The following is a 22,155-nucleotide window of genomic DNA, read 5'->3' as shown; positions in this document are numbered from 1 at the left end:
CTCAGGAGGGTGGCATGGTGAGAGAATCGGTACCCGGCGGGTCGCCGCGGCGAGCCGTCGGGTGGTCGGCGGCGGCCTGCGCCGTCTCCGCCGCAACGATCGGACTGCTGGTGGCCCCGCCTGATCAGATGCAGGGTGACGCCGCTCGGTTGATGTACCTGCACGTGCCGGCGGCATGGACTGCCTACCTGTGCTACCTCCTCGTTCTCGTCGCATCGGCGCAATACCTGCGCACAGGCCACGATTCGTGGCACCGTCGTGCCCGAGTCGCCGCCGAGATCGGCGTGCCGCTCACCGCGTTGACCATCGCGCTCGGCAGCATCTGGGGTCGCGCCGTGTGGGGCGTGTGGTGGGCGTGGGACCCGCGCCTGGTGAGCACCGCGTTGCTGGGTGTGATCTATTGCGGATACCTGGCACTGCACCATCTCGGTGCCGACGAGCGGGGCCGCCGACGGGCCGCCTGGTGCGGCATCGCGTCCGCAGCGGTGATCCCCGTGGTTCACTTCTCGGTCGTGTGGTGGCGATCGCTGCACCAGCCGGCAACTCTGTTGGCCCCGTCGGCGAACCCGCCGATCGACGGGATGATGGCCGCGACCCTTGCCTTGGCCGTGGTCGCGTTCACCTTGGCCGCGACGTGGCTGGGTTTACGCCGCCTCGCTGCGCTCGACGGTCAGATCCGCGGCACCTCCGCGGTGGCCTCGGTGGCGCGGTGACCGGTTGGACCGCGGTGCTGACCGGGCTGGCTCTCACGGCGGCGACGTTCGCAGCGCTCGTCGCGTTCACCCGGAAGCGACCGTGATGAGGCCGCGACCCGCGATGCTCGTCTTGCTTGCGGTCGCGGGCGCCGTTGTGGCGCTGTTGGTCACAGCCGGACTCTCCGGCACGCTGGTCTACTACAAGACACCGACAGAGGTCGCGCAGTCGACGGCCAACACAGGACACGCCGTCCGGCTGGGCGGTCGCGTGGTGCCCGGCACGCTTCACGAGAGCGCCGGCGAAGCACGGTTCCGGATCGCCGACGGGCACGGTGATGTCCCCGTCGTGGTGCACACGGCGTTGCCCGACACGTTTCGCGAGGGGCAGGATGCTGTCGTCGACGGCATCCTGGGTCAGGACGGGGTGCTGCGCGCTGACACCGTCGCGGTGAAACACTCCAACGAGTATCGCGCGCCGACTTCGGGCGTCCCGTCGGAGCCGCAGACGTGACCGGCGCGCTCGGCAACCTCTCGATCGGCGCCGGGCTGGCCGCGGCCCTCATCGCATGCATCCTGTGGTGGGCCGCTGCTCTGTCGGACAAGTACGTCAGAGCCGCCCGCTGGGCGACAGGCACGATGGTGCTGGCGGCGGCGCTGGGTCTGGGCGCGCTCGAATGGGCTTTGATCACCCACGATTTCAGTGTCGGATTCGTCGCCGAGAACGGTGGGCGTCATGTGCCGCTGTACTTCACGATCACCAGCGTGTGGTCGGCACTGGACGGCTCGATCATGCTGTGGGTGTTCGTCCTCAGCGCTGCGGCCGCGCTACTCGCGGCAGGAACCGGCCGGCGGCCGACGCGCGAACGTGCGTGGGCGCTGGCTGTCGTGACTCTCGTGGCGGTGTTCTTCTTCGCTCTGATCCTGTTCGCCGCCAATCCCTTCGAGCGAACGGGCGCTGTGCCGGCAGACGGCCCCGGCCCCAATCCGTTGTTGCGTGAGCATCCGGCGATGGGTGTGCATCCGCCTCTGCTCTATGCGGGGTATGTGGGCATGGTGGTTCCGTTCGGCCTCGCCGTGGCCGCGTTGATCACCGGTGGCAACGACGATGCCTGGCTTCGATCTGCCCGGCGCTGGGCGCTCGGTGCCTGGGTGCTGTTGACGGCCGGCATCGTGCTCGGCGCGTGGTGGTCGTATGCCGTGCTCGGCTGGGGCGGGTACTGGGCCTGGGATCCTGTCGAAAACGCTTCGCTGTTGCCGTGGCTGACCAGTACCGCGGCGTTGCACGTCACCATGGTCCGCCATCGATCCGATCGCCGCGGGTGGGCGGTCGCCCTGTTCTGCGCGACGTTCCTTCTCGTTCTGCTGGGCACGTTCCTCACCCGCTCCGGAGTGATCGCCAGCATCCACAGCTTCACCGAATCGCCTCTGGGCCCCATGCTTCTCGCGTTCACCACCCTGATCGCGGCGATCGTGACGGCGCTGTTGATCAGGGGCCCCGGTCACGATCCGCCGCCATCGGCACCGCCGTGGCGCTGGTGGGCGCGCGACACGGCACTTCTGTATCAGGCTGCGCTGCTGCTCACGATCACCGCCGTCGTCCTCGTCGGCACCCTCTATCCGCTGATCAGCCAACTGATGTCGGGCAGCCAGGCCGCCGTCGACACGGCGTATTTCACTCGCACGGCAGTCCCGCTCTTCCTCGCGGTCCTGCTCCTGATGGGTGTGTGGCAGCTGTCCACGACCGACGGCGGTCTCGCGTCGCGGACGCTGATCGTGCCCGTGTCGGCCGGCCTGCTCACGGTGGTCGTCGTCGGGATCTCCTGGCCGACAACGATGCTCGCGTTGACGACGTTCGGGCTGGCCGCGTTCGTGTCGGCCGGCGTTGTCACGACCGCACGACGAGGAGGCCGGGCCGGTCTGGCGGCACACCTGGGTGTCGCCGTGATCGCAATCGGTATCGCGGCGTCCGCATCCTACGGTCAGGCGAACACCGCGCAGCTGCGCCCCGGTGATGCGATCAGCGTGGGGGGCGTCACCGCCACGCTGACCGGCGTGGACCGCGAGGCCGGCCCGGACCGGACGACAGTGTCGGCCCGTCTGTCGCTCGCGGACGCGGGCGGATCATTCGGGGCGGCCGCCCCTCTGCTGCACCACTACCCGGGTCGCGACAGCACTGTCGGCGCGCCGGCCATCATCACCCGGCCGACCGGAGACGTCTACGTGACGCTGACGGCCGTCGATCCGGCCGGTCCGACGGCGACGGTACGACTCGCGGTCAACCCGTTCGTCTGGCTGCTGTGGTTGGGCGGGTTGATCGTGGCGGGCGCAGGTGCGGCGGCGCTTCTGCAGAGCCGCCTCCGTGGTGAGGGCGGCTCCCCGAGTGCAGACGGCAGCGATGTCACACGTGAACCTGCCGGGGTGGGGTCATGACCGATCGCCGGGGTCGCAGAGTCGGCGCGATGATCGGCGGTCTCGTTGCCGTCGTCGCGCTCGGCGCCGTGCTCGCAGCCGGCCTCGACCGGCCGGCGGGAACCGAAGGCACCTCGCTGCCGATAACCCAGCACCCCGACCGGCAGGCGCCGCCGCTGGCGGGGACGACACTGTCGGGTCAGGAGTTCCGCCTGGAGCAATACCGGGGCCAGATCGTCGTCCTCAACGTGATGGCATCGTGGTGTTCGCCCTGTCGCGACGAGGTTCCGCTCATCGCGCAGGCTGCTCGCGACTTCGCCGGTCAGGGCGTGGAGTTCGTCGGTATCGCGATGCGCGACGAGCCCGAATCCACCCGGGCCCTCCTCGCCGCGGCGGACGCCGAACACCTCACTGTCGTCGAGGATCCCGATGGTGTGTCGTCCATCGACCTCGGTGTGCGCGGCGTGCCCGAGACTTTCGTCGTCGACCGCTCCGGCATGCTGCGGTTGCACGCATTCGGTCCGATCACCGTCGACTGGCTCGATGAATGGGTGGCGCCCATGGTGCAGTCATGACGCGCCGCCGTGGCTGGCTGACCGTGATGCTGCTCGCCGCCGCCGCAGTGGCGGTGATCGTCGCCACCTCCACCGGGTCAGGCGCGCCGGATCCGGCCACCGAGGTGGCAGCATCGCTGACATGCCCGTCGTGCGCGGGTCAGTCGGTGGCGCAATCGGATTCCCCTGTCGCGGCCGGTATGCGGCAGGTGATCCGGGACCGGCTGGACACCGGAGAGACCCCCGAACAGGTGCGTGCGTGGTTCGCCGATCGCTACGGGTCCGACGTTCTTCGTGACGGAGGACGCGCCGCACGGGCCATGCTGTGGGTGTTGCCGATCCTCGGTGCCGCGGCGATCGCGGCGGCGGTCGTCGTGACCCGTCACCGACGACGAGACCGGGAGGTGGTCCCGGCGTCGCCGCGGAACATCGCACCCACGAGGGTGTTCGCGGTCGGAAGTGTCCTCGCCATGGCGATCGTCGCTGGTGTCATGGCCGCGTCGTGGTGGTCGCCGTGGCGGATGTCAGACCAGGGGGGACGCTCCGACGCCGCAGCCACGCAGGGCCAGCCCGCGGCGCAACTCGAGCATGCCTTCGCGCTCCTGAAGGCCGGACGCGCGGACGAGGCTGCGGCACTGGCCGCGCAGGTGAGGGCGCAAGCCCCGGACGATCCGGATGCACTGCTGATCCTCGGACTGGCACAGCGAGTTTCAGCGCCCCGCGACGGGGAAGTGACTCTTGACCGCTTCCTCGCGATCGCCCCTCACCATCCGGCGGCCGCGGAGGTCCGTCGACTGTTGGGCGTCGGCACGATGCCCACCACACCACACGAGGAGGTTCCGTGGCCGCCCACTGGCTGACCGTCCCGACCCGGGTGATCCCCGTCTTTGCCGTGTCTGCGGTCGCCATCATGGGAGCCGCGGCGGGCCGCGCCTTCGCACCGGCCAACGCCTGCCTCATTCACCGGCGCCTCGAGGAGCGCGGGTAGTCATGGCGTTGGTGCTGGCGTTCGGACTCGTGTTGTTGATCAGCGTGTCGCTGTCCGGCCTGGCCGCTCGCACCGTGTTGTCGACCGCGCTGCTGTTCCTGGCTGCCGGAGCGCTGCTCGGGCCGGGCGGTTTCGGTGTGGACGACATCCATGCCGACGACGAGATCGTGGCCGTATTGGCCGATCTGGCACTGTTCATCGTGCTGTTCACCGACGGCCAGCGCGCCTGTCTGCCCGCGCTGCGCGAGAACTGGCGATTGTCCGGACGTGCGCTCGGTCTCGGTATGCCCCTGACGATGGTCGGTATCGCCGTGCCGGCGCACTTTCTGCTCGGACTGGATTGGACGACCGCCTTTCTCATCGGTGCGATCCTCTCCCCGACGGATCCGGTCTTCGCGTCGGCCCTCGTCGGGCGGGACGACGTACCACTTCGGCTGCGCCGACTGCTCAACGTGGAGTCGGGCCTCAACGACGGTCTCGCGCTTCCGTTCGTGTTGATCTTCCTGGCGACCGCGCAGCACGAGGAAGCCGAGTTGTGGAATGTCGGGACCGAATTGGTGTCGGGGCTGGTGCTGGGGGCTGCGATCGCCGCGGCGGTGGCCTTGCTGTGGCGGCTACCGGTGTTCTCAGCGGAGCCACGACTGCAGCCGTTGGGCCCGGCCGCGATCGCGATCGTCGTGTACGCGACGTGCCATCTCACCCACGCCAACGCCTATCTGGCTGCCTTCGCCGCCGGGTCCACACTGGCGACCATGCACGGAGCGGCGGCCGAGCGATTCGAACCCTTCGGTGATCTGGTCTCCGAACTGGCCAAATTCGCTGCGCTCATCGTCTTCGGGGCGCTGATCACGCCCGATCTGCTGTTCGGCCTGAGCTGGCTGGACTGGATGGTGCCCGTCATCGCCATCCTGCTGGTACGGCCTGCCGCACTTCTGCTCTCGATGCTACGCACGCGGCTGCCGGCCCAAGAGCGATGGACCGCAGCGTGGTTCGGCCCCAAGGGATTCGCGTCGGTGGTCTACGGCCTGCTGGTGCTACAGTCCGGCATCCCGGACGGGGAACGGGTTTTCGCGATCGTCGCAGCCACCATCGCGTTGTCGATCGTCCTGCACTCCACCACGGACGTACCTGTTGCGAAGATGCTCCACGTCGAACCGCCCACCGACCTTCCGGGTGGCGCGACCGACCCGCAACCCGAGACGGCGGACGCGCCGACGAAGTGATCTCAGGAGAACCGCGATGAGCAACGAGATTTTCGACGGCTGGCAACACCCTGCGTTCGCGGCGCTCAAGGCGCTGGCCCTGTTCATCACGGCCGCGGCCGCGTTCCGGTTCGGGCAGCGGCGCACGCTTGCGGAGTTCACTCCGTTCGACTGGGTGGCCGCCGTCGCGGTCGGTGCCATCGTCGGGCGGACGTCGACAGCCGCGGACACCTCGTTCGTCACCGGCGCGGCCGCACTGCTGACCCTCATCGCCGCACACGGGGTGGTGTCGCGCCTGCGGTTCTTCGACGGTATTCGCCGGCTCGTCGATCCGCCTGTGCGCGTACTGATCTCGGACGGCGAACTCGATCACCGCAACATGCGCCGCGCCGGATTGACACGCGCCGACATCGACGCCATCCTCCGGCAGCACGGGTTACGCGACCCGGCCGAGGTCGATCTCGCCCTCTTCGAAGCCAAGGGCTCGGTGTCGGTGTTCAGTGAGCGCAGGGCCTGACGTCGGCTCCTCAGCCGGTCGCGGTCATGCTGATCCGCGCCACCGGGATCGCTCGGCCGTTCTGTGCGGTGTCGGCGAGGATGTCGGCGCGCCACGGCTGGACCGACAGACTGTCGGCATACACCTTGATCCGATCCACGGCGTTCTCCCTGAAGATCCGTTCCTCCCGATCCGAGGACACCGCGACCACGAATGTGTTGACGGCGGGATGCTCGACGACATCGAGCAATGCATAGCGAGGACCGTGCACCGCAGAGCCCGGACCGACGCCGTCGAGCTGCTCCACGAGCACCACACGACGACCCCACAAGTGCCTCAGCCGCGATTTGAGAAGCGGTACCAGGACATCGGCGATGCGCGGCGCGCCGAGTGCGCCGCTCAGGGCCCGCGACAGTGGTCGCGTCCTCGACGTGGTGACCTCCATCGTGCCTCCTTTCCCTCCTACGTCATTGCGACTCTTACCCCTGTTCGTTCTCTCCATGCGCGGCGCGCGCACGGATCCGGTCGAGTGTGTCGTTGAGAAGCCGCGACACGTGCACCTGGGAGATGTCGAGCCGACGTGCCGCCTCGCGCTGAGTGAGACCTTCGAAGAAGATCAATCGCAGGATCGACCTGCGCCGGTGGTCGAGTTCTGCGATCGCGCTGGCGACCGTCGCCATGTCGACGACTCTGTCGAACCCGGGATCGTCGACTCCGTGGAGCGCTCCGACGGTGGCGCTCGCCTCCCCCGCCGCCGCGTCGACGGGTCCGTCGAGGGACACCGGGTGGTAGGCCGACGCCACGTCGAGTCCCTTGACCATGTCGTCGCCGTCGACGCCCATTTCTGTGGCCACTTGTCTCGGGGTCGGCGTGGAGCCCAGCCGCTGGCACAGCACATCGCTCATCGCGCGGGAGCGAAGGTGCATCTCCTGTACCGCGCGGGGGACGTGGACCATCCAGCCGTGATCCCGGAAGTGCCGCAGCAGCTCTCCGCGAATCGTGGGGACGGCGAAGGCGAGGAAGTGCCCGCGACCGGGCTCGAAGCGGTCCACCGCCTTGACCAGCCCCAGACGAGCCACCTGCATGAGGTCGTCGGCGGGTTCCCCGCGGCCGACGAATCGGGAGGCGATGTTGTCGGCGACGGGGAGGCACGTCGTCACCACTCGGTTGCGCCACATCGCGCGCTGACCGGCGTTCTCGGCTTGCGAGAGCCGCGTGACGAGGTGGTCGATCTGCTCTGGTCTGACGTGCCGGGGCCGGCCCGTCCGACGCGGCACCCGGCCGACTCGTGCAGATTCCTCGCTGCCGAGTGGCGGACCGACACGAGGCGTGTCGATGACGGTCAACGCGATCTTCCTCCGGTCGCTCGGATGTCATCGAACGAGTACCCCGGTAGACGACGTCGGCGCCGACCCACCGCAATCGTTGCCGTTTTGCAATAAATGCTTCGAAGTGTCCATTGCGCGACGGCGGATGAATCGTTTTCGCCAGTCCGGGAACCCTCGTGTCGACAGCTGCAGAAGGAGATCGAATGCTCACCAACGTTTCCGTACGCACACCGGCCACCATCGCTGCCGCCGCGTTGACACTGCTGACCGGGTGCAGCGACGACGACGCTGCACTTCGGTCCCCCAACCGCGGAACCGGCTCGACGACCGAGGCCACCACTGTGGAGAACGCCTTCATCGTGCCCGCCTTCGTCCCCGGTCGCTGCGCCCTCCAACTGAATGCCGGCGCAGCGCTGCGGTTCACCGTCACCAACAACCGCGATGCGGAATCGGAGACGTTGCTCGCCGTCTCCACCGACTCTGCCCGTCAGGCCCGCGTTCCAGCCGACGCCGTCATATCACCGAAGTCGACGGTCGCCTACGGCCAGCCCGCCGGCCCGGACGCCTCGCGGACTCTGGCGCCGGTTCGCCTGGAGGGCCTGGACCCCGGCCTGAAGCCGGCGAAGACCGCTGATGTGACGTTCTCGTTCGAGCGCGCGGGCGACATCACGATTCCGGTCGCGGTGAACGCCTGTCCTGTACAGACGCCCTGATCAGCACGACGCAGCGGCATCCCACGAATGCCGACGGATCATCGGCACGCCGCTGGGTACAGATACGGAATGATCATGAAGAGAATCGTCATGTCACTCGGTGCCGTCGCCATCATCGTCGGCGTCGTCGGTCTGCTGACCAGCGTGTCGATCGACCCGGAGGGTCGTAGCGTCAGCTGTGGGAGCGCCGTGGCCGCCGATCTGTCAGAAGCGCGCGCCCTGCAACCGGAAACCACCGACAATGCCAGGATCGATGGCGAGCTGGTGGTGCGCCCGGATTATGTGGCGCTGTGCCAGAAAGAACTCGACGATCGCCGACTGGGGACTCTCTTCTTGTGCGGCCTGGGTGTGGTGGCGGTCGCGGTGCCAGCGGCCATGACACTGGCATCGCGACGCCGCACATCTGCGTGACGTGTTCGGTCAGTCGTCTCCGCGAGGGGGCGGGTCGACCGACACACCCGAGGACTGATGCTCAGGACCGGCATCCGGGTGCTCGGCAGGCACCCTCTCGCGGAATCGGGCAGCCTCGCTGACCCCCTGCGGGCGCCGCTCGACATCGTTGCCGCGGTAGGGACCTGGCTTGGGGCGAGGTTTTCCGCCCGGCAGGGCGAGCCGAAAGATGGTGCGATGCACCGTGAACCACTGCTTGCCGAACCGACCGGTGTTGTACGGCAACTCGTAGCGCTCGCAGATGTCCTTGACCTTCGGGGCGATCTCCGAGTATCGGCTGCTCGGCATGTCCGGATACAGATGGTGCTCGACCTGGTAGCCGAGGTTTCCACTGATCACGTGGAACAGCGGACTGCCCTCGATGTTCGCCGCACCGATGAGCTGGCGGACATACCATCCGCCGCGCGTCTCGTCGGCGACTTCTTCCTCGCTGAACGTGTACGTCTGGTCGGGGAAATGACCGCAGAAGATGATCGCGTGTGCCCAGACGTTGCGGACGAGGTTGGCCACCGCGTCCGCGGCCAGGGTACGCAGGAAGGTGCTTTCGACCCCGGGCGCCACCCGGTCCAGCACAGCGGCGATGGCTGAGGCGCGACGGCCCTTCGACGCCTGGCGCACGCGGCGGCCGATGCGGGAGGTCGCAGGCTGGTCGATCCGGTCGCGCAGCGCGAGCTTCGCCAACGCGAACGCGCCCGCACTGATCACCGGCCAGCCGATGTAGTCCTTGACGATCTGCTGGCGCGCCTTACCGGCGATGCTCTTGAAGTCGTCTTTGAGGTCGGCCATCGTCTTCTCGCCCCGCCACAGCGCCTCGACGTCGGTGTCGTGCAGCGCCACACCCCATTCGAACAGGATGGTGAGGAGGAGGTTGTAGAGCGGCTGCCCCAGATTCGCCTTGCGCCACTTCTGATTCGGGTCGATCCGCATGATCTCGTAGCCGAGATCCTTGTCCTTGCCCCGGATGTTGGTGAAGGTGTGATGGATGTAGTTGTGCGAGTGCTTCCAGGCCTCCGCGCTCGAGGCGGTGTCCCAGTCCCAGACCGAGGAATGGATGTCCGGATCGTTCATTTAATCCCATTGGCCGTGCATGATGTTGTGACCGAGTTCCATGTTCTCCAAGATCTTGGCCATGCTGAGACAGGCGGTGCCGAGCACCCAGGCGGTGCGCGATCGTGACGCCAGCAGCAGCACGCGTCCGGCCACCACGATCTGTCTCTGCACCGAGATCACGGTCTTGATGTACTGGCGGTCGCGGTCACCCAGTTCGGCGAAGACCTCGTCATGGATCGCGTCGAATTCCTTGGCGAGCTTCTCGAGCTCCTGCTCGGTCAGCCGCGAAAGCGGAGTCTCGATCGATGTGGTCACGTCAAATCCTTCCCATCACAATGCAACTTCGATATCGCCTTCAGGGGCATGAATGCAGATCCGCACGTCCTGCTCCGTCGGCTCCGTCACTTCCCCCGAGCGCAGATCGCGGATACGCCCCGACTTGAGCGTCCCCACGCACGTATGGCAGATGCCGATCCGGCATCCGTACGCGAGATTGAGGCCGGCCTGCTCGCCGGCCTCGAGAATCGGTGTCCCCCCATCACAGTCGACGGTCTCTTCGCTGTCGAGAAAGGTGATCTGACCGCCCTCTCCCTCACCGGCGTCGCCGCCGATCTTCGGCTGGAAGCGCTCGTAGTGCAGCCGGTCCGGGTCGCCGTGCTGCTCCCAGTGCTCGATGAGGTCGTCGAGCAGTCCTTCCGGACCCGAGCAGAAGGCCTCGCGGTCACGCCAATCCGGGCAGAGCTCGTCGAGGTCGGCCGCAGACATACGCCCCTGCTCGGATGTCAGCCGCAAGTCCAGCCGCATCGTGTCGTAGCGGCGGTCGAAGTCCTCGAGCACCGGCAGGAACATCACCTGCTCACGCTCGTGATCGGAGTGGATGACTACCGCATCGTTCAACGCACCGCGCCGATCCAGGCTGCGCAGCATGCTCATGATCGGGGTGATTCCGCTGCCGGCGCTGATGAAGAGCGTTTTCGCAGGCAGCGGGTCCGGCAGGATGAACACGCCTTCGATCTCACTGAGCCGCACGACCTCGCCGGGCTGGATCTTCTCCACCAGGTACGGCGAGACGACGCCCCCGTCCACCTTCTTCGGGGTGACGCTGATCAAGCCGTCCTCCGGGTGTGGGTCCGACGTGAGCGAATAGGCACGCCAGTGGTAGCGACCGTCGATCACCAAACCGAGCCGAACATATTGGCCCGGCTTGTGACCGGGCCATTCGTATCCTGGACGGATCAACACGCTGGCCGCCTCGGAACCCTGCGGCTCGACGCGCTCGACCTTTCCGCGCAGCTCCTTGGTGGTCCACAGCGGGTTGACCATCTCCAGATAGTCATCCGGGCGCAACGGTTTGAAGAGATGAGTGATCGCCTTCAAAAACAATCGCCGTCCGCGCGGCACGACCGGCTGCGCGCCCCGTTCTGCCATTCCGTCCCCTTCGAGTGACGACCATCACGTCCGGCACCGGAGTTTCCCCGCGTCACGTATGCGAAACCTCGGGTACCGGAAAAGTCACACGCCCCCGATGCACCGCCGCAACGGTTGCCACGCGCGGTCGATGAACGGGCCGCGGGGCCCTCAGACCGCGAGGTGAGCGAACGACACCTCGGCGCGATCCCTGACCCACGTCCGCGCCCGGAACACCGGGACGTTGCCCAACGGTGTGGCGATCCAGGCACGCTTGATGTCCCTGTTCCCGTCGGGCATCACGAACGAGACGGTGCCGAAGCCGCTGTCGCCGAGCTGGACGACATTGACGATCGAACCGACGGGCGGCACGTCCCCCTTGGCGATTCCCGCGACACCGTCGACGATGCCGGTGACGAGCACCGCCTCGCTGCGGATGCCGAAGAGGTCGCGCTGGGTCATCACGTGGGCATCGACGCGTCCGATGCGGGCGCCCTCGGCGCCGTGGACATCGAACTGCTGGTGGCCCTGGTACTGAATCTCCCTGGGCGGCAACCCGTTCACACCCACCGGCTGCAGCGCGGAGACCGGCACCAGCGTCAGGCCGCGGGCCACCGGTAGCGGTTGCGTCGACGGCGGCTCCGAGGCGTCGATGAAGGTCTTGCCACTGACCCGCACCGTCCCCGGCCCGACCTGTTCGACGATGACGACGTCACCGGCCGGCGAGGGAAGCGACTGGTACAGCACGTAGTTGTCGTCGCCGCCTGCGTAGACGACGTTGTAGACAGAACCGACGGGCGGAGTCTGCCCGTCGCCGGTGCCCACGTCGACGCCGTCGTTGGCGGTCACGAGGATCGCTTGGGTGTATGTACCCAGAATGTCGGACGTGGTCGTGAACACGCCCTCGAAGGCACCCACCTGGGCGCCCTGTGCGTCATAGATCCCGAACATCTGGCGCCCTTGGACACTCGTGAACAGGGGTGCGATTCCGCTTGTGGCCGTGATGATTTCGGCGTCTGGGTCGGCGGGCGCGATGCGGTAGCCGTTGGTGAGTCGGACGGGTCTGTTGTCGAAGGTGTGGTCGGAGATGCCGGCCGCGGCGTCGAACGTCACAGGCAGTGGGATGCTGCCGAACGGCGTCACGATCTCGAAGGAGACCACGTCTCCGGATGTCGTCGGCATCGCCGAGTAGGCCCAGCCGACCGGTCCGATCCTGAAGGTGGCGATCAGCGAGCCGACCGGGGGCACCTGCCCGGGCCCGGTGCCGACGTCGCTTCCCCCGCTGTCGGTGACCAGCAGCGAGGTGTAGTTGTACCCGAGCCCGCGGCTGACCAGGGCGTCGAACTCGCCCATCGACGCTTTCGTCCGAGGGTCGACGATGTCGAACTTCTGTTGTCCCTGAAGAAGACTCGGAGCGCCGGGAAGGTAGGTCCACCGACCGTAGAAGGAGGTGATTTCCTCTTCGGAGTCAGGCACCAGGCTGTAGCCGTTGAGCTTCAGCCGGGGCGGTGCGGCGGTGGCGCTCGGCATGCCGATGTTGAGCGCACTCACCGCGACGGCGAAACCGATTTCGAGGACGGACGTGAGAGCGAGGCTCACCACCCCCGGCGGCACATTCGGCGCGGCGCGCATCTGGGTTCGCTTGACGAGCGGATCGGGCGCTACGGCGACGGTTTCGACCGGCTGCTTCACTGCCGGACGTGTTGCTTCCCTGCGAGTTTCGCGCGCAATGCGTCCGGTCAGTGTTCGTGTGTGCACAGTAGCGTCGGCCGCCGGCATGTCGGTCGGGTCCTGGCGCGCGTGCCGGCGCGTCGCCACCACCTTGCCGCGATGGCGAGTCCTGGGCTTCTCGGCCTCGTCGTTGCCGCGATGACGCACCTGTTGCAGGCTTTCCCTTCGGGGCGTGTCGTTGCCTGCAGTATGTGACGAGTTCGCCGACGACGAGTCCGGCGCCGCCGACGCCATCGGGCAACTCGTCATCACCGCGGCGCCCACCCCGAAGAACACCGCTAGCGCGCCGACCCGTCCGACAACCCGCGAAGCACTCATCGCGTCCGAAAATAGCCGGTCAGCGGCTCGCGCGCGCGGGTTTCTGCCGGCAATCGGGGCTCCGCTCCGGGCGGCGGGAACACCTCCGTCACGTCACGGGATCGGCCGCTCACGCTCAGCTCCCTGTGCAGCGGCCGCGACCGCGATTCTGTCAGAGCAGGGAAAGTCACAGTGCCTGACTCGTAGGGTGATTGGCTCATCACGTGGTTCCTGGCCGATGCGCCGACACCGGGGTCGGTCGCGTCGAGTTGCCAGCCCGAATTGGGGGACGGACAGACGAGGCGCCGCCGCAGTGGAGGGACCCGCGGCAAACCCATCGCGCGTTTCCGCAACTTGACGAACGACTTTCGCGAGATTGATGCGGCAGAAGGTGTCACCGATGTCCTGGTGCAGAACTGTCACCGATGTCCTGAGAGATGACAGGGACGACAAGATAACTTGTCGGTGGTCGAATGTATGTTCGAAGTATGTCGGAGGCGCGGGAGGCGGTGGCGGGGCTACGGGCCGCCGTCGATGCCGTGCTCGCCTGCACGTTCGATCGATCCACGGCTGCGGAAGTGGTGGAAGTGCTCGATGAGCTCGAAGCTGCCGGATGCCGCCTACCCGCGGCCCAGCACCGCGCGCTGGCGCGGCTGCAGATCGAAACCACTGCAGTGCAGATGGGCGCCAAAAACTGGAAAGACGTCCTCGCAACCCGCTACCGGATCAGCGGCCCCGAAGCGCAGCGCCGGTTGACCGAGGCCGCGTTGCTCGCACCGCGGCAGTCGATGACCGGAGCATCCCTGCCCCCGGTGTTGGAGGCCACCGCCGCCGCCCAGGCGCAGGGGCGGATCACGCCGGAGCATGTCGAGATCATCCGGAAAACCGTCGACAAGCTGCCCGGCTTCGTCGACACGACCACCCGCGAGCAGTTCGAAGCTGACGTAGTGCGCATCGCCACCGGCGCCGGGCCCAAAGCCACCCACGACGCCGCAGAATTGGAACTGTTTCTGCTCGATCAGGACGGTCCCGAACCCGACGACACCGAACGCACCCGGAAGCGGGCTCTGAGCAAGTCGCGGCAGGGTCGGGACGGGATGACCGCGTGGCGGGCTGATCTGACCCCGGAGGCGGCGGCGGTGTGGGAAGCCATCTTCGCCAAATACGCCGCACCGGGCATGTGCAACCCCGACGATGACGAGCCCTGCACGTCGGGGACGCCGACCCAGGCCCAGATCGACGGTGATCATCGCAGCCTGGCCCAACGCCAGCACGACGCACTGGTCGCGGTCGGACGGATCGCCCTGATGAGCGGGGAGTTGGGCCAATTGAACGGGTTACCGGTCACGGTGATCGTGCGGACCACCCTGCAAGACTTGGAATCCCGCGCCGGGATCGGCGTGAGCGGCGGTGGGACGCGGCTGCCCATTAAGGACGTGATCCGCATGGGCGCCCACGCCTCCCACTATTTGGCGGTGTTCGACCGCGCCACCGGCTCCGCGCTGGACCTGTTCCGGACGCGGCGGGTCGCCTCGGCGGCGCAGCGGATCATGCTGATCGCCCGCGACGGGGGCTGCACCAAACCCGGCTGCCCCGTCGGCGTCTACGGCTGCCAGGTCCACCACGTCACCCAAGACTGGGCCCAGGGCGGGCTCACCAACATCGACGAGCTCGGCCTGGCCTGCCCACCCGACAATCGCAGCGTCGGACCCGGCGGCTGGACCACGTCGATGAACACCCGCCACGAGGTCGAATGGACCCCACCACCGAACCTCGACACCGGCCAGACCCGAATCAACACCCACCACACCCCCGAACGACTCCTCCGACCACCCGACGACGAGGACGAAAGGACCGACGCTGACGGGACAAAACCGGTCAGCGAGGCCGACGCCTGCCCGCCACCCGCGGGCGGCGACCCAGCAGAACCCGGCGGACCCGCACCACCCGACAACCAGGTCGCCTGAGATCCGGGCACCAATAGCCGACGCGCACAGAAGCCGGGCGGTTGTCTCGTTGTGCCGAACGGCTTCTCAGACCAGCGGGGCCGCACGTCATCGCGATCGCAGGGTGGTGACTCCGACCCCTTTATACGCCGGCTGGGTCGACCGGCCCCCACAGCGACAGCATGCTTCAGCGACAGCGCCGGCTGCGGCGCATACGTCGACGGCGGAACCGCACCTCGTCTCGCAGTGACCCCGCCAGATGACGGAGCCGTCTCGGTCGGGTGGCGAAGTGGTGTCACGGAGTATGTGAGTAGTGCCCGTGCTGACATCATCTGACGAGTGGCGCCGTACACCGTCAAGACGACGGACAGCAGACTGGCAGTTCGCTTCGCGGCGTTGGCATCCCTCGGTGCTGCGATCGTTCACCTCGCAATCGTCCCCACCCACTGGCAGCAGTGGGCTCCGTCCGGCATCTTCTTCCTGTCCCTCGCGCTCTTCCAGGCGGCGTGGGCCTGGAAGGTGCTCGTGCACACGACCATTGCGCTACTGAGCGCCGGCGTCGTGGTGAACACCGGCGCGCTCGCCCTGTGGGCGATGTCGCGCACCGCGGGCGCCCCATTCGGTCCCAACGCCGGCCACGTCGAGCTGATCGCAGGCGCCGACGTATGCGCGGTCCTGCTCCAGCTGTACGTCGTGATGGGCGCCGGCTGGGTCTGGTACCGCGGTCTACGTGGCGCGCCCGTGCCCGCGTTGGCGAGTGCGGCCATCCTCGTCGGCGCTGTGGGTGTCGTCACGATGGCATCGACGGTGGGAGTGGCGTCCGGTCTGCAGCACGGCGACCATCACACCGGCGGCCATGCGCCGGCCGGCCCCGCAGGCAACCATCACGGCGACGTGCCCGACGCCGCGACTCCCCCGCCGGCACTACGTCAGACTCACACCCCCGTGGCCGAACCCCCGACCGTTCACCAAGTCCACGATCACGCGCACTGAGATCGCGGAAGGTCTGGCTACTCCGCCTCGCGGAAATACGGCTCGACTGTGCCGCTGAGCTTCACGACCATCGGATTACCGCGGCGATCTCTGGCAGTGGGGACCTCCACACGCACCCAGCCCTCGGCCACGTCGTACTCGTGCACGTTGGTCCTCTCGACACCGTTGAAGCGAATGCCAACGTCACGAGTGAGCACCTCTTCGTCGTAGAAGGGGCTGCGCGGGTCGATGGACAAATGATTCGGCGGGACGTCTGGGGTCCGATCCTCTGACATGGCCCAAGAACCTACGCGATCCCGCGAACACGGTCGTCGCCGCAGTGCAGCGCGATGGATGTCAGCGTCCCGAAATGAAACCGCGGTCGCGTCGTTCGAAAGTGGAGCTAAGGGGATTCGAACCCCTGACCCCCACACTGCCAGTGTGGTGCGCTACCAACTGCGCCATAGCCCCTGATTGTTGTGCTCATCGAAGCTACACCACGACCCGGTGTCGCTCAAAATCGCAGGTCACGGGCATTCCCCGCCGGCTTCGGGTCCCAGTGGGCGCACCTCGGTCCGTTCCCGTGAGGCTCGCGGCCGCGTTTCCGGCGCGAACACCCAACCGATGCAGGCGACGCCCAGGATGACGCCACTGACCAGGAACGCCAGCCCGTACGACGTGTACTGCGCGATCAACCCGACCAGCAGGGAGCCGCCGATCGATCCGAAGTCCGCCATCATCTGGAACGTCGCGATCGCCGTCCCGCCGCGCGATTTGCTCCCGACGACGTCGGCGACCGCCGCCTGCTGCGGCGAGACGAAGATCCCGGTGGCCGCACCGGCGACGTAGGCGGCCACCAGGAACACCGGCAACGACGTGGTGAAACCCACCAACGCCGTCGACACCGCCGCCAGACTCAGCCCGAAGATCAGCAGCTTGCGCCGCCCCAACCGATCGGACAGATATCCGCTCGGGATGACCACCGAGATGTTGCCGACCGCGAACGCCGTCAGCGCCACCCCGGCCGCCCCCGGCCCGCGACCGAGCACCTCCACCACGAACAGCGGCACCAGCGCGATCCGCAGCCCGAACGACGCCCAGCCGGTGGCGAAGTTCGACAGCAGCGCCGCCCGATACGCGCGATGTCGGACCACCGCGCGGAACGGGACGGGCGCCTCGACGTCGTCGTCGGAACGGGTGATCACCGTGGAGTTGCGCAGGCTGACGAACACCACTGTCGCCGCGACCAGCAACGCGGCACCGTAGATCAGGAACGGCGCCGAAAGCCCCAGTCCCGCGGTCAGACTGCCGAGGATCGGTCCACCCACCGAGCCGATCATGAATCCGGACGAGAACAAGCCGGCGACGCGTCCGCGCGCGTCCGGAGGCGAAATGCGAATCATCAACCCCAGCGACGACACCGTGAACATCGCCGACCCGACGCCGCCGAGGGCGCGAAAAACCAAGAGCTGCCAATACGTTCCGGCGAACGCACACGCCGCGGTGGACACCGCGACGATCAACAGGCCGGTGATGTAGACCCGGCGCTCCCCCAGCCGCTGCACCAACATCCCGGCCGGCGGCGCGCCCACCAGCCGCATGACCGCGAACGCCGTGATCACGAAAGTGGCCGCACTGATGCTGACGCCGAAGTGCCGGGCGTACTGCGGCAGCACCGGTGCGACCACGCCGTAGCCCAGCGCTACCACCACGTTGGCGGCGACCAGAACCCACACCTCGCGCGGCAGGCGAGGCGTCGTCCGAGCGTCGCCGTCGGCGACAGAACTCACGAAATGACCGCCGACACCACTTCCCGCGCCGCCTCCTGCACCTCGGCGAGATGGTCAGGGCCGCGGAACGATTCGGCGTAGATCTTGTACACGTCCTCGGTGCCCGACGGCCGCGCCGCGAACCACGCGTTCTCCGTCGTCACCTTCAGTCCGCCCAGCGGTGCCCCGTTGCCGGGCGCGGTCGTCAACTTCGCGGTGATCGGTTCACCCGCCAACTCGGTGGCGCTCACCTGCTCCGGTGAGAGCTTGCCCAGCCGCGCCTTCTGCTCGCGGTTGGCCGGCGCGTCGATGCGCGCATACGTTGGCGCACCGTATTTCTCGGACAGTTCGCGATAGCGCTGCGACGGCGTCGAGCCGGTCACCGCGAGCATCTCCGAGGCCAGCAGCGCCAGGATGATGCCGTCCTTGTCGGTGGTCCACACCGAACCGTCGCGGCGCAGGAACGACGCCCCGGCGCTCTCCTCGCCGCCGAAGCCGATCGTCCCGCCGACGAGCCCGTCGACGAACCATTTGAATCCCACCGGGACCTCCACCAGCGTGCGCCCCAACCCGGCCACCACCCGGTCGATGATCGAGGAGCTCACCGCGGTCTTGCCGACCGCCGTGTCGGCGGCCCAGTCCGGCCGGTGCGTGAACAGGTAGTCGATCGCGACGGCGAGGTAGTGGTTGGGGTTGAGCAGTCCGCCGTCGGGGGTGACGATGCCGTGCCGGTCGGAGTCGGCGTCGTTACCGGTCGCGATCTGGTAGGCATCTCGATTGGCGATCAACGAGGCCATGGCATTCGGGGAACTGCAGTCCATCCGGATCTTGCCGTCGGTGTCGAGCGTCATGAACCGCCACGTCGCGTCGACGAGCGGGTTGACCACGGTGAGCGAGAGGTTGTGCCGCTCGGCGATCGCACCCCAATAATCGACGCTGGCGCCACCCAGTGGGTCGGCACCGATGCGGATGCCCTCGGCGGAGATGACGTGCATGTCGACCACGTTCGGCAGGTCGGCCACGTACGCCTCGAGGTAGTCGTGGCGCTGCACCGTCGTCAGCGCCCGCGCCAGCGGCACGCGTTTGACGCCCTTGCACCCATCACGCAGCAGCTCGTTGGCGCGCCGAGCGATGGCGCCGGTGGCATCGGTGTCGGCGGGCCCGCCGTTGGGTGGGTTGTACTTGAACCCACCGTCGCGCGGCGGATTGTGCGACGGCGTGACGACGATGCCGTCGGCCAGCGCGGTGTCGCGGCCCCGGTTGTAGGACAGGATCGCATGGCTGACCGCCGGCGTCGGGGTGTAGCGGTCAGCCGAATCGATCATCGTGACAACGTCATTGGCTGCCAGCACCTCCAGCGCCGACACCCAGGCCGGCTCGGACAACGCGTGGGTGTCGCGCCCGATGAACAGCGGACCGGTGGTGCCCTGGGCTGCGCGGTACTCGACGATGGCCTGCGTGGTCGCCAGGATGTGCAACTCGTTGAACGCCGCGTCGAGACTCGACCCGCGGTGGCCCGACGTGCCGAAGGCGACCTGCTGATCGACGTCGTCCGCATCCGGGACGACGGAGTAGTACGCCGTCACCACCGCAGCGATGTCGATGAGGTCGTCGGGTTGCGCCGGCTGGCCGGCACGTGGGTTCGCAGCCATGGATTTGATTCTGCTACGCCGCGCGCCCACGCAACACCGGGGACCGGTGTCCGATCTTCGATACTGTGCGGCATGGCTTCAGACCGGCGGGAGTTGGCCGCGGTGTTCGCGGGCGGAGCCGTCGGCACCCTCGCCCGCGCGGGCCTGGAAGAACTCGCGGCCTCTGATCCGGCGCGCTGGCCGTGGCCCACGTTCACGGCCAACATCGTCGGCGCATTCCTGCTGGGGGTCTTCGTCACCCGCCTGCTCGAACGGCTCCCCGTGTCGAGTTACCGCCGGCCGTTTTTGGGCACCGGCATCTGCGGCGGGCTCACGACGTTCTCCACCATGCAGGTGGAGACCCTCAGGATGCTCGAACACGGCCACTATCGCCTGGCTGCGGCGTACACCGTGGCCAGTGTCGCCGCGGGTCTGGTGGCGGTCTATCTGGCGACGGCGCTCGTCCGCCGGGTCCGGACTCGGCGATGACCGCGCTGCTGTGGATGGGCGTCGCGCTACTCGGAGGCGTGGGCGCGCTCGCCCGCCTGACCGTCGACAAAGCGGTGTCACGACGCATCGACAGGCCGTTCCCGTTCGGCACGCTCGTCGTCAACGTCAGCGGCGCTTTCCTGCTCGGCGCGTTGGCCGGATTGGCGCTGCCCCCGCACCTGGCGCTGCTGGTCGGCACGGCCTTTGTCGGCTCGTATACGACGTTCTCGACATGGATGCTCGAAACACAGCGCCTGGCCGAGGAGCGCCAGTTGGTCTCGGCGCTGGCCAACATCGGCCTCAGTGTGACCTTCGGCTTGCTCGCCGCCTGGCTCGGCCACCACGTGGGAGCCACATTGTGACCGAAATACACACCCTCACAGCCTATTTCGCCGAGCGACAGCGCAGCCGCGGCCGTTTCCTGGCTGATGCGCTGCTCGAGGTCTGCGCACGCGAACACGTCGCCGCCAGTATCTGCCTGCGCGGCATCGCGGGGTTCGGCACCACGCATGTGTTGCGCACCGACCGCTCCTTGACGCTGTCCGAGGACCCGCCGGTCACCGTGACAGCCGCTGATCGGCCCGAACGGATTCGCGCGCTGGCCGACGCCGTTGTCGAACTGCCGGCGCGCGGATTGATCACCCTCGAACGGTCGTGGGTGGCACCCGGCGCACCGCCGGGCGACGGGGCGGTGCGGTTGTCCCTCCTGCTGGGACGAAAGCAGCAGGTCGCGGGTGCGCCGGGGTTCGTGACGGTGTGCGAGATCCTGCACCGCCGTGGCTTCGTCACCGCTGACGTCTTCCTCGGCGTCGACGGCGTCGTCGCCGGGCAGCGACGCCGAGCGCGCTTCTTCGGCCACAACACCGACGTGCCGGTGCTCGTCACCGGTGTCGGTGCGCGTGCACAGGCGGTGGCGGCGATCGACGAGCTCGCCACCCTGGTGGACACGACGCCGATCAGCATCGCACCCGTCGTGGTCTGCAAGGTCGAGGGCCGCACCGTGGCCGATCCGCCCCGCAACTGGCGCTCGCACAAACTCACGGTGCACACCAATGAGGACTCCCGCCATGACGGTCGTCCCGTGCACCGCGAGCTGACGGCTCGGCTGCGCGCGACCGATCATGCCGCCGGCGCCACCACGCTGCGCGGGCTGTGGGGATTCCGCGGCGGTCAACGCCCGCACGGCGACCGCGTCCTGCAGATCGGACGCCACGTCCCGGTGACGACCACGCTGCTGGGCACCGGCAGCACACTCGCCGACGATTACGCCGTCGTCGACCGGGTGACCGCAGAGCACGGCGTGGTCACCTGCGAGCCGGTGCCCGCTCTGATCGCTGTGCACGACGGCCGTCGGCAGGGCACGCTGACCCTCGACTGATCAGAGCGTCAGCATCCACACACCGCCGACGGCCAGCGCAACCACCTTGACCACTTCCAGGCCGACATAGGCGAGGTGCGCCCGCGATCGCGGCGCCTCCCCGCCCGCCAGCACGCGATCGGATCGCCGGCTCAACGCCGGACGCACGAGCAGGACCTGGACCGCCAACAAGGCGACAGCGAGCATGGCGGCGATCGACGCGCCGCCGGCCACCTCGGCGGTCAGCACGCCGGCGACCACCACCACCGCGAGGACCCCCTCGCAGGCATTGAGTGCACGAAAGACCAGTCGCCCGATACCGAGCCCGACGGGCACTGTGACTCCCGGCGCCCGGAACTTCAGCGGGGCCTCCAGGAACGAGATCGCCAGCACCATGCCGAGCCAGGTGAACGTCGCCGCGATGGCGACCGCGGAACCAGCGTGCACAGCGGCGAGCTTAGGTGGTGGCAGGCTGAGGCGATGGACCGTGTCGCCGAACTCCAGCGCTGGGCCGATTCGGGTGCCGTGTGGGAGGTGATCGGACGCTCCGCCGGCACCGTCACCGTCGCGTTGCTGCGCTGCGACGGAGGTGAGGAAGCGTCGCGCTTCACCACCTCCGATCCAGCGCTGCTGGCCTACGTCGCCGACCGCAGGAGCAGCGAGGACTGAAC

General features: G+C 68.0%; 23 protein-coding genes, 1 tRNA gene and 1 pseudogene. 15 read left to right on the top strand and 10 right to left on the bottom strand.

Features of this window, described 5'->3' with window-relative positions; all coding sequences use genetic code 11:
• Nucleotides 1-14: 14 nt before the first annotated feature.
• The 7 genes from ccsA (at nt 15) to ACXYX3_RS07945 (ending at nt 6,365) form a co-directional block, all read left to right on the top strand.
• Entirely contained in the window at nt 15-713 is a 699-nt protein-coding gene (gene ccsA, locus ACXYX3_RS07975; protein WP_458611229.1) for a cytochrome c biogenesis protein CcsA, read from the top strand.
• 85 nt (nt 714-798) lie between these two features.
• Nucleotides 799-1,206, top strand: a complete 408-nt coding sequence (locus tag ACXYX3_RS07970) for a cytochrome c maturation protein CcmE (protein ID WP_241203919.1) — start codon at nt 799-801, stop codon at nt 1,204-1,206.
• A complete protein-coding gene (locus tag ACXYX3_RS07965; protein WP_458611227.1) occupies nt 1,203-3,125 on the top strand; it encodes a heme lyase CcmF/NrfE family subunit in 1,923 nt (640 codons plus the stop codon). The genes ACXYX3_RS07970 and ACXYX3_RS07965 overlap by 4 nt, the downstream gene beginning before the upstream one ends.
• On the top strand, nt 3,122-3,679 hold the full coding sequence (locus ACXYX3_RS07960; RefSeq protein WP_458611225.1) for a TlpA family protein disulfide reductase: 558 nt from the start codon (nt 3,122-3,124) through the stop codon (nt 3,677-3,679). The genes ACXYX3_RS07965 and ACXYX3_RS07960 overlap by 4 nt, the downstream gene beginning before the upstream one ends.
• Entirely contained in the window at nt 3,676-4,518 is an 843-nt protein-coding gene (locus tag ACXYX3_RS07955; RefSeq protein WP_458611223.1) for a cytochrome c-type biogenesis protein, read from the top strand. Before ACXYX3_RS07960 ends, ACXYX3_RS07955 begins: the two co-directional genes overlap by 4 nt.
• 130 nt (nt 4,519-4,648) lie before the next feature.
• A complete protein-coding gene (locus ACXYX3_RS07950; protein ID WP_458611221.1) occupies nt 4,649-5,869 on the top strand; it encodes a cation:proton antiporter in 1,221 nt (406 codons plus the stop codon).
• A 16-nt stretch (nt 5,870-5,885) separates the two neighbouring features.
• On the top strand, nt 5,886-6,365 hold the full coding sequence (locus ACXYX3_RS07945) for a YetF domain-containing protein (RefSeq protein ID WP_241203914.1): 480 nt from the start codon (nt 5,886-5,888) through the stop codon (nt 6,363-6,365).
• 10 nt (nt 6,366-6,375) lie between these two features.
• Here the strand turns inward: ACXYX3_RS07945 and ACXYX3_RS07940 are convergent, their stop codons facing one another.
• Nucleotides 6,376-6,789 carry a hypothetical protein gene (locus ACXYX3_RS07940; protein ID WP_458611219.1) on the bottom strand — a complete coding sequence of 138 codons (414 nt, stop codon included), beginning with the start codon at nt 6,787-6,789 and terminating at the stop codon, nt 6,376-6,378.
• Between the two features lie 34 nt (nt 6,790-6,823).
• Nucleotides 6,824-7,690: a sigma-70 family RNA polymerase sigma factor gene (locus ACXYX3_RS07935; RefSeq protein ID WP_458611217.1), complete on the bottom strand. Its 867-nt coding sequence runs from the start codon at nt 7,688-7,690 to the stop codon at nt 6,824-6,826.
• Between the two features lie 185 nt (nt 7,691-7,875).
• Between ACXYX3_RS07935 and ACXYX3_RS07930 the strand changes: the two genes are divergently transcribed.
• Complete coding sequence (locus ACXYX3_RS07930) at nt 7,876-8,385, top strand: copper chaperone PCu(A)C domain-containing protein (protein ID WP_458611215.1); 510 nt, start codon at nt 7,876-7,878, stop codon at nt 8,383-8,385.
• Between the two features lie 90 nt (nt 8,386-8,475).
• Complete coding sequence (locus ACXYX3_RS07925) at nt 8,476-8,796, top strand: hypothetical protein (RefSeq protein WP_458611213.1); 321 nt, start codon at nt 8,476-8,478, stop codon at nt 8,794-8,796.
• A gap of 9 nt (nt 8,797-8,805) precedes the next feature.
• On the opposite strand, the pseudogene ACXYX3_RS07920 reads toward ACXYX3_RS07925, so the two are convergent.
• The 3 genes and pseudogenes from ACXYX3_RS07920 to ACXYX3_RS07910 form a co-directional block, all read right to left on the bottom strand.
• Nucleotides 8,806-10,200 (bottom strand): annotated as a pseudogene (locus tag ACXYX3_RS07920) (fatty acid desaturase family protein).
• A 15-nt stretch (nt 10,201-10,215) separates the two neighbouring features.
• Nucleotides 10,216-11,313: a ferredoxin reductase gene (locus ACXYX3_RS07915; RefSeq protein WP_241203908.1), complete on the bottom strand. Its 1,098-nt coding sequence runs from the start codon at nt 11,311-11,313 to the stop codon at nt 10,216-10,218.
• Nucleotides 11,314-11,463: 150 nt separating this feature from the next.
• Complete coding sequence (locus ACXYX3_RS07910) at nt 11,464-13,341, bottom strand: hypothetical protein (RefSeq protein WP_458611211.1); 1,878 nt, start codon at nt 13,339-13,341, stop codon at nt 11,464-11,466.
• Nucleotides 13,342-13,793: 452 nt separating this feature from the next.
• Here ACXYX3_RS07910 and ACXYX3_RS07905 point away from each other — a divergent pair, with 452 nt between their 5' ends.
• Entirely contained in the window at nt 13,794-15,287 is a 1,494-nt protein-coding gene (locus ACXYX3_RS07905; RefSeq protein WP_458611209.1) for an HNH endonuclease signature motif containing protein, read from the top strand.
• 318 nt (nt 15,288-15,605) lie between these two features.
• Entirely contained in the window at nt 15,606-16,259 is a 654-nt protein-coding gene (locus ACXYX3_RS07900; protein WP_458611207.1) for a hypothetical protein, read from the top strand.
• A gap of 17 nt (nt 16,260-16,276) precedes the next feature.
• Here the strand turns inward: ACXYX3_RS07900 and ACXYX3_RS07895 are convergent, their stop codons facing one another.
• The 4 genes from ACXYX3_RS07895 to pgm form a co-directional block, all read right to left on the bottom strand.
• On the bottom strand, nt 16,277-16,534 hold the full coding sequence (locus tag ACXYX3_RS07895; protein ID WP_458611206.1) for a DUF3297 family protein: 258 nt from the start codon (nt 16,532-16,534) through the stop codon (nt 16,277-16,279).
• Between the two features lie 102 nt (nt 16,535-16,636).
• Nucleotides 16,637-16,709: transfer RNA gene (locus ACXYX3_RS07890), tRNA-Ala, on the bottom strand.
• Between the two features lie 56 nt (nt 16,710-16,765).
• Complete coding sequence (locus ACXYX3_RS07885; RefSeq protein WP_241202666.1) at nt 16,766-18,028, bottom strand: MFS transporter; 1,263 nt, start codon at nt 18,026-18,028, stop codon at nt 16,766-16,768.
• The gene (pgm, locus tag ACXYX3_RS07880) at nt 18,025-19,659 is read right to left on the bottom strand and encodes a phosphoglucomutase (alpha-D-glucose-1,6-bisphosphate-dependent) (protein ID WP_458611203.1); all 1,635 of its coding nucleotides are present in this window, start codon (nt 19,657-19,659) and stop codon (nt 18,025-18,027) included. Before pgm ends, ACXYX3_RS07885 begins: the two co-directional genes overlap by 4 nt.
• Before the next feature lie 72 nt (nt 19,660-19,731).
• Between pgm and crcB (ACXYX3_RS07875) the strand changes: the two genes are divergently transcribed.
• The 3 genes from crcB (ACXYX3_RS07875) to ACXYX3_RS07865 are packed head-to-tail and all read left to right on the top strand — an operon-like array spanning nt 19,732 to nt 21,505.
• Nucleotides 19,732-20,127: a fluoride efflux transporter CrcB gene (gene crcB / locus ACXYX3_RS07875; protein ID WP_458611201.1), complete on the top strand. Its 396-nt coding sequence runs from the start codon at nt 19,732-19,734 to the stop codon at nt 20,125-20,127.
• Entirely contained in the window at nt 20,124-20,489 is a 366-nt protein-coding gene (gene crcB, locus ACXYX3_RS07870; protein WP_458611199.1) for a fluoride efflux transporter CrcB, read from the top strand. Before crcB (ACXYX3_RS07875) ends, crcB (ACXYX3_RS07870) begins: the two co-directional genes overlap by 4 nt.
• On the top strand, nt 20,486-21,505 hold the full coding sequence (locus ACXYX3_RS07865; RefSeq protein WP_458611198.1) for a DUF190 domain-containing protein: 1,020 nt from the start codon (nt 20,486-20,488) through the stop codon (nt 21,503-21,505). Before crcB (ACXYX3_RS07870) ends, ACXYX3_RS07865 begins: the two co-directional genes overlap by 4 nt.
• Here the strand turns inward: ACXYX3_RS07865 and ACXYX3_RS07860 are convergent, their stop codons facing one another.
• Nucleotides 21,506-21,880: a hypothetical protein gene (locus tag ACXYX3_RS07860; RefSeq protein ID WP_255729764.1), complete on the bottom strand. Its 375-nt coding sequence runs from the start codon at nt 21,878-21,880 to the stop codon at nt 21,506-21,508.
• A gap of 84 nt (nt 21,881-21,964) precedes the next feature.
• Here ACXYX3_RS07860 and ACXYX3_RS07855 point away from each other — a divergent pair, with 84 nt between their 5' ends.
• Nucleotides 21,965-22,153: a hypothetical protein gene (locus ACXYX3_RS07855; RefSeq protein WP_458611196.1), complete on the top strand. Its 189-nt coding sequence runs from the start codon at nt 21,965-21,967 to the stop codon at nt 22,151-22,153.
• Nucleotides 22,154-22,155: the final 2 nt, after the last annotated feature.

Source organism: Mycobacterium sp. Panama NTM2, from assembly GCF_054355555.1.
The sequence above is the reverse complement of the archived record's forward strand: the minus strand, read 5'-3'. Positions and strand labels throughout refer to the sequence as shown.